At 61.8% G+C, this 12099-nt stretch carries 13 protein-coding genes; 4 read left to right on the top strand and 9 right to left on the bottom strand.

What is annotated here, in order from left to right; genetic code table 11:
- The first annotated feature begins 34 nt into the window (after nucleotides 1-34).
- Nucleotides 35-1237, top strand: coding sequence for a UbiH/UbiF family hydroxylase (locus tag ACN0SW_RS05625; RefSeq protein WP_417726938.1), 1203 nt, complete (start codon nucleotides 35-37; stop codon nucleotides 1235-1237).
- A gap of 2 nt (nucleotides 1238-1239) precedes the next feature.
- Here ACN0SW_RS05625 and ACN0SW_RS05620 read toward each other — a convergent pair whose 3' ends face one another.
- The gene (locus tag ACN0SW_RS05620) at nucleotides 1240-2367 is read right to left on the bottom strand and encodes an aminotransferase class V-fold PLP-dependent enzyme (protein WP_417726937.1); all 1128 of its coding nucleotides are present in this window, start codon (nucleotides 2365-2367) and stop codon (nucleotides 1240-1242) included.
- Between the two features lie 173 nt (nucleotides 2368-2540).
- Here ACN0SW_RS05620 and ACN0SW_RS05615 point away from each other — a divergent pair, with 173 nt between their 5' ends.
- Nucleotides 2541-3650, top strand: coding sequence for a Hint domain-containing protein (locus ACN0SW_RS05615; RefSeq protein ID WP_417726936.1), 1110 nt, complete (start codon nucleotides 2541-2543; stop codon nucleotides 3648-3650).
- Here ACN0SW_RS05615 and ACN0SW_RS05610 read toward each other — a convergent pair.
- Nucleotides 3647-4105: an Lrp/AsnC family transcriptional regulator gene (locus ACN0SW_RS05610; protein ID WP_417726935.1), complete on the bottom strand. Its 459-nt coding sequence runs from the start codon at nucleotides 4103-4105 to the stop codon at nucleotides 3647-3649. The genes ACN0SW_RS05615 and ACN0SW_RS05610 overlap by 4 nt on opposite strands.
- Nucleotides 4102-4557 carry an Lrp/AsnC family transcriptional regulator gene (locus ACN0SW_RS05605; RefSeq protein WP_417726934.1) on the bottom strand — a complete coding sequence of 152 codons (456 nt, stop codon included), beginning with the start codon at nucleotides 4555-4557 and terminating at the stop codon, nucleotides 4102-4104. Before ACN0SW_RS05605 ends, ACN0SW_RS05610 begins: the two co-directional genes overlap by 4 nt.
- A gap of 128 nt (nucleotides 4558-4685) precedes the next feature.
- Here ACN0SW_RS05605 and ilvC point away from each other — a divergent pair, with 128 nt between their 5' ends.
- Both ilvC and ACN0SW_RS05595 read left to right on the top strand, forming a co-directional pair.
- Nucleotides 4686-5708 carry a ketol-acid reductoisomerase gene (gene ilvC, locus ACN0SW_RS05600; protein WP_037269717.1) on the top strand — a complete coding sequence of 341 codons (1023 nt, stop codon included), beginning with the start codon at nucleotides 4686-4688 and terminating at the stop codon, nucleotides 5706-5708.
- A gap of 66 nt (nucleotides 5709-5774) precedes the next feature.
- Nucleotides 5775-6692 carry a DMT family transporter gene (locus ACN0SW_RS05595; RefSeq protein ID WP_417726933.1) on the top strand — a complete coding sequence of 306 codons (918 nt, stop codon included), beginning with the start codon at nucleotides 5775-5777 and terminating at the stop codon, nucleotides 6690-6692.
- A 131-nt stretch (nucleotides 6693-6823) separates the two neighbouring features.
- Here the strand turns inward: ACN0SW_RS05595 and folP are convergent, their stop codons facing one another.
- The 6 genes from folP to ACN0SW_RS05565 all read right to left on the bottom strand — a co-directional run bounded on the left by folP (nucleotide 6824) and on the right by ACN0SW_RS05565 (nucleotide 11910).
- A complete protein-coding gene (folP, locus tag ACN0SW_RS05590) occupies nucleotides 6824-7834 on the bottom strand; it encodes a dihydropteroate synthase (RefSeq protein WP_417726932.1) in 1011 nt (336 codons plus the stop codon).
- Between the two features lie 101 nt (nucleotides 7835-7935).
- Nucleotides 7936-8334 (bottom strand): DUF4864 domain-containing protein, encoded by a 399-nt coding sequence (locus ACN0SW_RS05585; RefSeq protein ID WP_417726931.1) that lies wholly within the window; start codon nucleotides 8332-8334, stop codon nucleotides 7936-7938.
- Between the two features lie 52 nt (nucleotides 8335-8386).
- A complete protein-coding gene (locus ACN0SW_RS05580) occupies nucleotides 8387-8791 on the bottom strand; it encodes a c-type cytochrome (protein ID WP_417726930.1) in 405 nt (134 codons plus the stop codon).
- An 83-nt stretch (nucleotides 8792-8874) separates the two neighbouring features.
- Nucleotides 8875-9852, bottom strand: coding sequence for an Ldh family oxidoreductase (locus ACN0SW_RS05575; RefSeq protein ID WP_417726929.1), 978 nt, complete (start codon nucleotides 9850-9852; stop codon nucleotides 8875-8877).
- A gap of 95 nt (nucleotides 9853-9947) precedes the next feature.
- A complete protein-coding gene (locus ACN0SW_RS05570) occupies nucleotides 9948-10631 on the bottom strand; it encodes an ABC transporter ATP-binding protein (protein WP_417726928.1) in 684 nt (227 codons plus the stop codon).
- A complete protein-coding gene (locus ACN0SW_RS05565; RefSeq protein WP_417726927.1) occupies nucleotides 10624-11910 on the bottom strand; it encodes a lipoprotein-releasing ABC transporter permease subunit in 1287 nt (428 codons plus the stop codon). The genes ACN0SW_RS05570 and ACN0SW_RS05565 overlap by 8 nt, the downstream gene beginning before the upstream one ends.
- Nucleotides 11911-12099: the final 189 nt, after the last annotated feature.

Raw genomic sequence — 12099 nt, 5'->3', positions numbered from 1 at the left:
TCGGCCCGGTTGATACCCATCGGAGGGTTTCGGAATGACGCAGGCAGAATATGACATCGTGGTCTCGGGCGGCGGTGTTGCTGGCCTGACAGCGGCGGCGGTGTTTGGCAGTGCGGGATTTTCCGTACTCTGCGTTGATCCGGCGCCGCCGGTGACCGCGCGCGACGCCGCAGGGTCCGATTTGCGCACCACGGCGTTCTTGCAGCCGGCGCAGGCGCTGTTGGATCGGGCGGGCCTCTGGGCGCGTCTGGCACCGCATGCCACCGACCTGCAGGTGATGCGGATTGTCGATGCGGGCGGAGAAGTGGCCGAACCGCGCGTCGTGCGCGAATTCAACGCGAGTGACATTTCCGAGCTTCCGTTTGGCTGGAACCTGCCCAACTGGCTCTTGCGCCGTGAAATGGTCGCGCATCTGGACAGTCTGCCGTCCGTCACCTTTAAACCCGGCACCGGCACAACCACGCTCTTTACCCGCGAGGCGGAGGCGCGGGTGGGGTTGAGCAATGGCAGCCGTGTGCGCTGCCGCTTGGTGATCGCCGCCGACGGGCGCAGTTCACCCATCCGCGAGGCGGCGGGAATTGCGGTCAAAACAACACGGTATGGGCAAAAGGCGCTTGCCTTTGCTGTCACGCATCCCATCCCGCATGACAATGTCTCGACCGAAATTCACCGCTCTGGCGGGCCGTTCACCCTCGTACCTTTGCCCGACCATGAGGGGCAGCCGTCCTCTGCCATCGTCTGGATGGAAGAAGGACCAGAGGTGGAACGCCTTGCCGCGCTGCCGGTGTCAGAGTTTGAGGCGGCAATGAATGTGCGATCCTGCCAACTCTTTGGGCCCCTGACCCTTGCGTCGCGCCGCAGCGTCTGGCCGATCATCAGCCAAGTGGCTGAGCGTATGTCTGCCGAGCGGGTGGCGCTGGTGGCTGAGGCCGCGCATGTGGTGCCCCCCATCGGGGCACAAGGGCTGAACATGAGCCTTGGCGACATGCGCGTTTTGCTGGAACTGGCCGAGGCCGCGCCAGAGCGATTGGGGGACCGCCAGATGCTTGAGACCTATCACCGTCGTCGCCATCTGGAGGTGCGGGCGCGAGTGACGGGCATTGACCTGCTCAACCGCGCCTCAATGTTGCGCGCGCAGCCCCTGCGGGATGCGCGCGCACAGGCGCTGAGCGCGATCTATTCGCTCGCCCCGGTGCGCAAGACCTTGATGCAGATGGGCCTTGGCGCGCGCGGCTAAGGCTAGAGCACGCGGTCCAGCACCGTTTCCAGCCGGTTTAGGGCTGCGGGCACGTCGTAGAGCTTATCCAATCCAAAAAGCCCCAGGCGGAAGGTGCGAAATCCCTCTGGCTCTCCGACTTGCAGCGGCACACCGGCGGCGATCTGCATGCCCTCTGCCGCGAATTTCTTGCCGTTCTGGATGTCGGGATCGCTCGTGTAGCTGACCACCACCCCCGGCGCGCCAAAGCCTTCGGCGGCAACCGAGGTCACGCCGCGTGCGGCCAGCATGGCGCGCACGCCGTCGCCCAATTCCCACTGCGCCTGACGCAGTTTCTCAAAGCCATAGTCGCGGGTTTCGATCATCGTATCGCGAAAGCCGCGCAGCGCGTCTGTGGGCATGGTTGCATGATAGGCATGGCCACCATCCTCATAAGCCTGCATGATCGCGCGCCATTTCTTGAGGTCGAGCGCAAAACTGTCCGAGGTTGTTTCCGGCAACCGGGCCAGGGCACGCTCTGACAGCATTACGAGACCGGCGGAAGGCGAGGCCGACCAGCCTTTTTGCGGGGCGGAAATCAGCACGTCAACGCCGGTCGCACGCATATCAACCCAGGCACAGCCAGAGGCGATGCAATCGAGCACCATAAGCGCGCCCACCTCATGCGCAGCCTCAGAAAGTGCTGTGATATAGTCATCTGGCAGGATGAGGCCAGCAGAGGTTTCCACATGCGGAGCAAAGACCACATCGGGCTTGGCTTCGCGGATCTTGGCGGTCACCTCGTCGATGGGGGCGGGTGCAAACGGTGCCAGAGCCCCATTGCCGGTTTGCCGCGCCATGCAGACCGTCGTGTCTGAGGTGAATTGTCCCGCATCGAAAATCTGTGTCCAACGAAAGGAAAACCAGCCGTTGCGCACAATCAGTGCATGCGCGCCGCGCCCAAACTGACGCGCAACGGCTTCCATCGCATAAGAGCCGCCACCAGGCACCAGCGCCACGGCGTCTGCGGTGTAGACGTCTTTGAGCATGGATGAAATGTCACGCATAACCTCTTGAAAAGATGCGGACATATGGTTGAGTGAGCGGTCGGTGAACACAACCGAATATTCCAACAAGCCGTCGGGATCGATGTGGTCAAGAAGGGCAGTCATAGGCATCTCCTGTCTGTTCTCTCAACTGCTAGCCTGACTTGGCGGAAATCGCAAAGGAACAATGCCGCCTTGTGATGCCTTAGTTACGCCACATTTCCGCCGCATATCGAAAGAGTGGCTTGACGAGCGCAAAAGATATTCGGGCGTAAGATCCGAAACATAATGAGGCAGGCATGGCTGAGACTAAGCTGTTGTTGAACGGCTTCAGCATCATTGGAAACCCTCAGACCAACACCAACGCAAGCGCGGGTGGTAATCTGATGATCCATGATGGTGACGCTATATTTGAAGCGAATGATATCGTCGTCTTCCTTGTTGAGGGGGCGACGGAAAATGGTGTTTTGACCGATGACTCGGTCATTGTCGGGGTCATTGTCTATGATAATGCGTCGGATTACTTTAACGATATCCCGCTTTATACCTACGAGGCCCTACCGGGGGGCGGGGCGGATATCGACTTTGGCCGCGATACCATGGGGGACCGGTATCTAGAACTTGATGCCTCCTCGCTTGTGTCGGCAGATGAGGGCGCACCGGTCTTGGGGACTCTCGCGGCGGTGGCCGGGGTGGATATTCTGGGAACGCTGGCCACGTCCACTGGCCCGCTTGTCGTACCTACGAATGAGAATATCGACCTGAATGGCGATGGCATCATTTCCCCTGAAGAGGCCGCGGACGCGAGTTTTTCAAGCGCTCTCAACATCCTGACAGAAAACAACATTGTCTGTTTTGCGGAAGGCACGCTGATCGAGACCCCGATGGGACCGCAACCGGTGGAAACGCTGCGAGAGGGCGATCTGGTCAATACGCTAGATGATGGGCCGCAACCGGTCCGTTGGATCGGTGCGCAATCCATTGTCGGGACGGGGGCGAATGCACCGATCCGGATCATGCGCGGGGCGTTGGGTAATGTGCGAGATCTGCGCGTGTCACAAAATCATCGGATGCTGATTACCGGGCCACAGGCGGAGTTGCTGTTTGGCGAGCATCAAGTCCTGGTCGCCGCCAAGCATCTGGTGAATGATCGCACGATCCGCGTGGAGCCCTGCGCAGGGGTTGTCTATTGGCATTTTCTGCTGGACCAGCACCATGTGGTGTTCGCCGAGGCCGCTCCAACAGAGAGCCTTTTCCCCGGCCAACACTCTCTTAACGCTGTTGGAGAGGTGGAAAGGGATGAGATTCTAGCGTATTTTCCGATGCTTGCGGATGATGATTACAGCTTTGATACCTCGCGTTACACGCTGCGCGCCTTCGAAGCACAGGCCTTGCGGCTCCATGCCTAGCCAATTGGTCCCGGACGGCGTTCCTCGCTCAGAAGGACATTTGCCTCAAGGTCGCCCACTCCCGGCAGGGTCATGATCCGACGACGCAAGACACGTTCGAAATCTGAGATATCACGCGCCACGACGCGCAGGCGATAATCATAAAGCCCCAGAATATGCTCGACCGTCTGCACTTCGGGGATGGCTGAGACCGCGCGTTCGAAATCCTCCAGACTGACCCGGCCCTTGGTGGCGAGTTTCACGCCCAGAAATACCGTGACGCCAAAACCCAGTTTTTCATGATCAAGATCAAGGCGTTGGCCCTTGATCACTCCGGTCTCGCGCAGGCGTTGGAGGCGCCGCCACGTCGCTGGTTGCGATAAGCCAAGTGCGCGACCGATGCCGCTTGCCGATTGGGTCGCGTCGCGCACCAGTTCGCGCAGGATCAGCCGGTCAATTGTGTCCAACTCGATCATAGCGGTAGAGCCTCGTCGGATTTGATCCGCGCCACATGCATCAGCGCTTCGATATCGGCGATATGGGGCAGGGTCAGGATCGCACTGCGGTAGAGTTGCTGATAATGCGCCATGTCGCGGGCAATGACCGAGAGGCGCAGGTCGACCCGACCTAAAAATGTTTGTATTTCAATGACCTCTGGCACGCCTCTCGCGGCCTCGATGAATTCGTCAAAGGCGCGGGCCTGCGTTTTGTCCAGCGTGATGCGCAAGGATACCTCGACCTCATAGCCAAGCGCGCGCCAGTCGATCACGGCACGGTTGGCACGGATCACGCCTTCGTGCTGCATCCGCTCCAGCCGCCGCGCACAGGTGGCGGGGGTGATGCCCGCGCGCTCTGCCAGATCGGCGGGGCTGAGGGTGGGCGCGTGCTGATAGTGACGCAGGATGCGGCGGTCGGTGTCGTCGAGCATGAATTTCACCAATTTTCACTGATTGGCGAATGATTACTCTGAAATATTCTCAAAATAAACTAAAATCACCGGTCTCTCTCTGCGCGTGATGCCTATGATGCACCCATCAAACCAAAGAGGAGAACGCCATGCGCGTCTATTACGATCGTGACTGCGATATCAACCTGATCAAGGACAAGAAAGTCGCCATTCTGGGTTACGGCAGCCAGGGCCATGCCCACGCGCTTAACCTGCGGGATTCAGGCGCAAAAAATCTTGTCGTGGCTCTGCGCGAAGGGTCGAAATCGGCCAAGAAAGCCGAAGCCGAGGGCCTCAAGGTTATGGGTATCGCCGAGGCCGCAGCCTGGTGCGATCTGATGATGTTCACCATGCCCGACGAATTGCAGGGTGAGACCTATCGCAAATATGTGCATGACAACATCCGCCCCGGTGCGGCGATCGCTTTTGCCCACGGCCTGAACATCCATTTTGGCCTGATCGAGCCGAAAGAAGGCGTGGACGTGATCATGATGGCGCCCAAGGGCCCCGGTCACACCGTGCGCGGTGAATATGTCAAGGGCGGCGGCGTGCCCTGCCTCGTGGCGGTCAACAACGATGCGTCTGGCAAGGCGTTGGAAATCGGCCTCAGCTATTGCTCGGCCATCGGCGGCGGGCGTTCGGGGATCATCGAAACCAACTTCCGCGAAGAGTGCGAAACCGACCTCTTCGGTGAGCAGGCGGTGCTTTGCGGCGGTCTGGTTGAACTGATCCGCATGGGCTTTGAGACGCTGGTCGAGGCGGGTTATGCCCCTGAAATGGCTTACTTTGAGTGCTTGCACGAAGTGAAGCTGATCGTCGATCTGATCTATGAAGGCGGCATCGCCAACATGAACTATTCGATCTCGAACACGGCCGAATATGGCGAATATGTCAGCGGTCCGCGGGTTCTGCCCTATGAGCAGACCAAGAAAGAGATGAAGGCCATTCTGCGCGACATCCAGACCGGCAAGTTCGTGCGTGATTTCATGCAGGAAAATGCCGTGGGTCAGCCGTTCTTCAAAGGCACGCGCCGGATGAACGACGCGCATCAGATCGAAGAAGTCGGCCAGAAGCTGCGCGCGATGATGCCGTGGATTTCCGCAGGCAAGCTGGTGGATCAAGAGAAGAACTGAACCCATTGAAATATAATGGGAAAGGGCATCCCTTTGGGGTGCCCTTTTGTGTCTGAGGGCCGAACCATGCAAGAAATTTCCACGAAGAATTGGGTGAAGATCGGGGTCTTGGGCATAATCTGGGGTGCCTCGTTTTTGTTCGCGTCGGTGGCTCTGACCGGTGCGGGGCCGTTCTTTGTGGCGGCGGTTCGGATCGTGTTGGGGGCGGCGTTCTTGCTGTGCCTGTTGCGGATCAAGGGACGGAAATTGCCGCATTTTCGGGGCAAGGATGGCCCGAAGATCTGGGCCTTTGCCCTAATTATGGCGTTGTTTTCAAATGTTTTTCCCTTTATTCTCTTGGCTTGGGCGCTGCAATCGGTGGCCTCTGGGTTTGCCGGGGTTTGCATGGCGGCTGTGCCGCTTTTGATCCTGCCCTTGGCGCATTTTTTGGTGCCGGGAGAGCGGATGAGCCTGCGCAGGCTGGTGGGCTTTGTTCTTGGCTCGGTTGGGGTTGTGGTGCTGATTGGGCCGGATGCCTTCACTTCGACCGGTAAGGATATGGAATCCTTGGCAAGATTGGCGCTTCTTGTCGCGGCAGGGGGGTATGCGATCGGCTCTATTGCCACGCGGCTTTCGCCGGAGGTGGACCGATTGTCGCTGTCGGCCTTGGTGCTGACGCTGGCCGCGGGGATCATTGCGCCGGTGGCCTTGATTGTTGAGGGTCTGCCTAATGCATTGAATGTGAACAGTTTATTGGCAATGCTCTACCTCGGAATCCTGCCGACCGGTCTGGCGCAACTGTTGCTGGTGCAGGTCAACCGCGAGGCGGGGCCGAGTTTTTTCAGCCTTGTCAATTACATGGTGCCGGTATGGTCGGTGATCCTCGGGGCGGTCGTGCTCAGCGAGGCGTTGCCGCCAAGTTTGCTGGCGGCGATGACGCTCATTCTGGGCGGTGTCGGGTTGAGCCAATGGGGGGCGTTGCGGCGGGTTTTTGGCCGACGGTGAGCCTTACAAAACTTACAAGATCTGCGGAGAAATGTAAGCTCCGCCCCCATTGGCCGGTGATGTAAGGTTCTGGTAACTTTTTAGCAGATAGCTGTGCTTGTCTGGAGCTAAAAGGTTCGCTTTGGACAAGCCTAAAACCGAGGAGCCGCGAGGGTCGCGCGCCACAGGTCGCGCGCGGCGCGGGTTTCGGCTACGTCATGCACCCGCAGGATCTGCACTCCCTGCGCCACGCCGCCCAAGGCCACGGCGAGCGAGCCGGGCATACGGTCGGCGGCATGGGGCGTGTTGCTTATTTCGCCGATGAAGCGTTTGCGCGAGGCCCCAAGCAGGATAGGACAGCCGAGGCTGTGAAAGAGCGCGAGGTTCTGCAAAAGCGTGAGATTATGGGCGATGGTTTTGCCAAAGCCGATGCCGGGATCGGTGACGATCCGCTCTCGTGGGATTCCCAAGGCTGTGAGTGCCTCGATCCGGTCCGAGAGCCAGTCGTAGACATCAAGCAACACGTTGTCGTAACGCGGATCGGCTTGCATGGTTTCGGGCGTGCCTTGGGCATGCATCACGCAGACGGGCAGGGCGTGGCTGGCGGCATAGGGGGCGAGGGCGGCATCGTAGGTGAAGCCCGCCACATCGTTGATCAGGTTCGCACCCGCTGCATGGGCCGCACTGGCCACTGGCGTTTTGCGTGTGTCGATTGAGATGGGCGTGGTGATCCCGGCGCGCAGGGCGGCGATGACGGGCGCGGTGCGGGATATCTCATCTTCAATGGGCACCGGCGCGGCACCGGGTCGGGTGGATTCGCCCCCCACATCGAGGATTGTGGCGCCATCGGCTGCCATCTGTCGCGCATGGGCAAGGGCGATTTCGGGGTCAAAGTGCTGACCGCCGTCGGAAAAGCTGTCGGGGGTGACGTTGAGAATGCCCATGATCTGGGGCGTGGCCATATCCAGCGTGGCGATGGGCGCGCGGGGGGCGGTGAGGCGATGCAGCGCGTCGCTTGGCAGGTCCGTGGCAGGGATCAGGCGCGGCGGGGCATCGCGATCCAGCACCTCGACCGTATCGAACCAGCACCAGCCGCCCGCAAGGGGCAGCGCGCCGGTCGGGCGGGCGGGATCAGTGCGGGGGATCGGGCGATAATAGGGCATGGTGACCTCGGGATTGCGCGCGGTGTTGAGGCGGTGAGGTAAGCGGGCAAGGTCGCGGGGTCAAGGCGGGGTGAGAGGGCTCGCGTGCCGCGGGGTGTGTTTCAGACAGAGGCGTCAGGGGCCGCATGCACCCGCACGCCGTTGATGCGCCAGCCCTCGTCCGTCTTGATCATTTCATATTCAACGATCCAGCCCGCGCCCGCCGCATCGCGCAAACGCACGTTCTGCCACAGTTTTCCGGCAATCTCCTTTGGGTCAAGAAAGGTCACATCGGAGGGGGCCCAGACCATCGGATAACCGTCGCGCACCATGGCCCCGAATTGTTCGGGGCTGCTGAACTTCTGCTGAATGAAGCCGCTGGCGTAGCTGTAGGCGCGGGCCACATCCTGCGCCAAGAACGCCTCAAGCTGTGCAGAGATCACGGCGCGCGCCGCCTCATTTGCACGCAGGGGGTGGGCCAGACCAAGGGTCAGGGCCAGACACAGCATCAGGTATCGCATGGCAGTCCTCCATTTGATCCTGAGGTAGCCCCGCGCCCACCCGCGTCAAGCGTCAGGGTTTTTGCAGGGTTTGCAGATAGGTCACAAGATCGACCACCGGCTGGCTGGTCAGGATCGTCTGGCCCCGCTCGGTCCGAAGCCCGACATCGCGATCCTCAAAGAACGCGCCATAAATTGGCATCGGGCTGCCATGCGAGACAAGCGGATCACGCCCGTCGATCCGGCGCACCACCCGTTCGACCGGAAAATGCCCGTTATTGGTGGCCGCAAGCGCGGTCAGGTCGGCGGGAAGCAGGGTCAGCACCGCCCGCATCGGGCCGTGCCCGGTGCCGTCGCGGCCATGACAGGCCGCGCAATACCGTTCGTAGGTCTGCGTGCCGGCGCGAAGGTCCTGCGCCTGCGCAGGCTGCATCAGGCCGAGAGCGATCAGGGCCAAGGTCGGGAATGTCGCGCGCATGAGAGCTGTCCTTGTTGCTGTGACACGTGATGATGACATCACATCATATCACCGCAAGGCAAGCGTTTGCACCTTGATCGACATCAACCCGCAAGCTGCTGCACCTGTGCCCAGAGGGGATCAGCCACGTTGACCGGGTCTTGCGCCGTGCGGGTTTGGCCCGGCATCCGGGTGCCCTGATCCTGCGCCGCAGCCTCGGCCACCTGTGCGAGCCGGTCAAAGAACGCGCCCGACAGGTCGGGGTCCATCAGCAGGTAATACTGCCCCAGATCATGGGGCGGTCCTTCGGGGGCCTTGAGCGGTTTGACCGCGCGGCTGACCACCCCGCCGGTCATGCCAGCCGCCAGAAGTTCCGCCATCAGCCCCAGACCCCAGCCCTTGTAGCCGCCGATGCTGATCAGCGATCCGGCCAGGGCCGCCTCGGGGTCTGTGGTGGGGTGTCCATCGGCATCGACGGCCCAGCCCTCGGGGATGCGGGTGCCTGCCGCCTTGGCCATGGTGATCTTGCCCAAGGCGACCACGGTGGTCGATTGGTCGAATTGCATGGCGATGCCGCCCGCACCATCAGGCACGGAAAAGGCGATCGGATTGGTGCCGATGACCCGCGTCTTGCCACCCGGAGCGGCCACGATGGGTGAAGCATTGGTCATCCCAAGGCCGATCAAGCCGCGCCGTGCAATCTGTTCGGTGAAATAGCCCAGCGAGGTGCAGGTGTGCGCATGTCCGATGGCAAGGCTGGCCACGCCATTGGCGCGTGCGGCCTCTGCTGCCGGGGCGATGCCGCGTGCAAAGGCGGGTTGGGCAAAGCCGTAACGTGCATCCACCATCACAGCGCCCGGACGTGGTTGTGTCACCACTGGCTCTGCCTTGCCCTTGACCCGGCCCGTGACCAATTGCTGGCAATAGCTTTCGAGATAGTAGAGTCCGCAAATCCGGTTGCCGACGCTCTCTGCGGCCCGCACCGCGCGCGCCACCTCTGCCGCGATCCAAGGAGTTGCGCCATGCCGTATCAGCGCGTTGGCGGTGCGTTCTTCGATCTCGTTCAGTGAAATATCGGCCATTTTGCCCCCCCTTTTGACTGCCCCGCAGCTATGGGCGCGGGGCGGGGGCGTGGTCAATCCAATCCTTCTGAAGCAGAGTTCAGTTTTGCCAAAGCTCAGCCCGGTACGACCCGCCCCTGATCCAGCCGCAAGATACGGTCCATCCGGGCCGCAAGATCAAGGTTATGGGTGGCAATCAACGCGGAAAGGCCGGTGCCGCGCACCAGCCCCGCCAGCGCCTCGAACACCTGATCCGAGGTGCCGGGATCAAGGTTGCCGGTGGGCTCATCCGCCAAAAGCACGCGGGGGGAATTGGCCAGCGCCCGGCAGAAGGCCACGCGCTGTTGCTCGCCCCCTGACATGGCCGAGGGCCGGTGTCCGGCGCGCGGTCCCACGCCCACCTGATCCAGCAGCGCCTGCGCGCGCGCCTCTGCGTCCCGCCGCGCCACGCCATTGGCCAGTTGCGGCAGCACCACGTTTTCAAGCGCGGTGAATTCGGGCAGCAAGTGGTGGAACTGATAGACAAACCCCACCTCTTGCCGCCGCACCATGGTGCGGCGCCGGTCGCTGAGGCCGGTCATGTCCTCGGCCCCGATCTCGACCCGGCCTGCATCGGGGGTATCAAGCAGCCCCGCGATATGCAGCAGCGTCGATTTTCCCGCGCCAGAGGGCGCAACCAGCGCCACCATCTCGCCGCGCGCCAAGGTCAGGTCAACACCGCTCAGCACCCGCACCTCGCTGGTAAGACCACGGTTGTAGATTTTCTCGACGCCTGTGAGGCGCAACACCGCCTCACTCATAGCGCAGCGCCTCTACCGGGTTCATCCGCGCCGCACGCCGCGCCGGAAAGATCGTCACCACAAAGCTGAGGCCCAGCGACAGCGTCACTGCCGACAGCACATCCTCGGCCCGCAGTTGCGCGGGCAGCCGGTAAATGCCGCGTATGGACGGATCCCAGACCTGACCGCCCATCGCCATGTTCACAAAGCTGAAAATCGGGTCGATATAAAGCGCAAAGAGACAGCCGAAGATTACACCCATCGCCGTGCCGATCATGCCGGTGAACGCGCCGCAGATAAAGAACACCCGCAGGATGGAGCCTTCGGTCAGGCCCATGGTGCGCAGGATGCCGATGTCGCGGCCCTTGTTCTTGACCAGCATGATCAGACCGGAGGTGATGTTCATCGCCGCAATCAGCACGAGGATCGAGAGGATCACGAACATCACGTTATCCTCAACCTCGAGCGCGCGCAGGAACGCGCCACTCGCGTCTTGCCACGTCCAGAGCATCGCCCGCTCGCCCGCCGCTTGCAGGAGCGGCAGGGTGAGCGCGTCCACGCGCTCGGGCTCGGCCACCATCACCTCAAGCTCGTCGGCGCGCCCGTCGCGGTTGAAAAAGCTCTGCGCCTCTTCGAACGGCAGATAGGCGCGCACCCGGTCGATATCATAGCGCCCGGCGGAAAAGATATAGACCACCTCATAGGCATTGACGCGCGGGCTGGTGCCGAGCGGTGTCTTGACCCCGTTGGGGGAAATTAGTTTGATCCGGTCGCCCACGGTGACGCCCAATTCCTGCGCCACGCCAGAGCCGATGGCGATACCGTCGGCAAAGCGCGTGATGTCGCCCTGTGCGGTCTCGGGATCGGCCACGCGCGGGATCGTCGCCAGATCCTGCGCCGCAATACCAAAGATCTGCACGCCGGCGTTGCGGTCGCGGGCGTTGGCCATGACCTGACCCTTGACCAAGGGGGCGACGCGCGTGACGCCGGGCACCGCGCGCACCCGTTCGGCCATGGCGGCGTAATCCTCAAGGCTGCGGTCAATCCGTCCTGCCGCATCGACCGCGCCAGAATTGTAGACCGTCACATGCGCATTGGCCCCGAGGATTGTATCGACGAATTCGGCGCGAAAGCCTGAGCGCACGGCCAGCGTGGCAATCAGGGCAAAGACCGCGAGCGTGATGCCGATCAGGCTGATCCAGGTCATCACGCTGACGCCGCCCTCGGCCCGCTTGGCGCGCAGATAGCGCCAGGCGATCATCCATTCGAAGGCGGCAAAGGGGGCGGGCGTTCTGGCCATTCCGGCTCCTTGGTCGGGGTGGGCGGACAGTGGGGGTTTCGGGTGGGGGCGTCAAGGGAGGGGGGATTGGATCTCCTCCGCGCGGAATCAAGGCGCGTAGCGCCGCCGCGCGGATCGCTGGGCCGTCCCGCGGCCTAGCGATTTTGAGAGGGAGCGCATTGCTGAGGGGTCATACGGGTTTGGCTCGCA

It is taken from the genome of Roseovarius sp. (genome assembly GCF_048262375.1).
Taxonomy (GTDB): Bacteria; Pseudomonadota; Alphaproteobacteria; order Rhodobacterales; family Rhodobacteraceae; genus Roseovarius.
The sequence above is the reverse complement of the archived record's forward strand: the minus strand, read 5'-3'. Positions and strand labels throughout refer to the sequence as shown.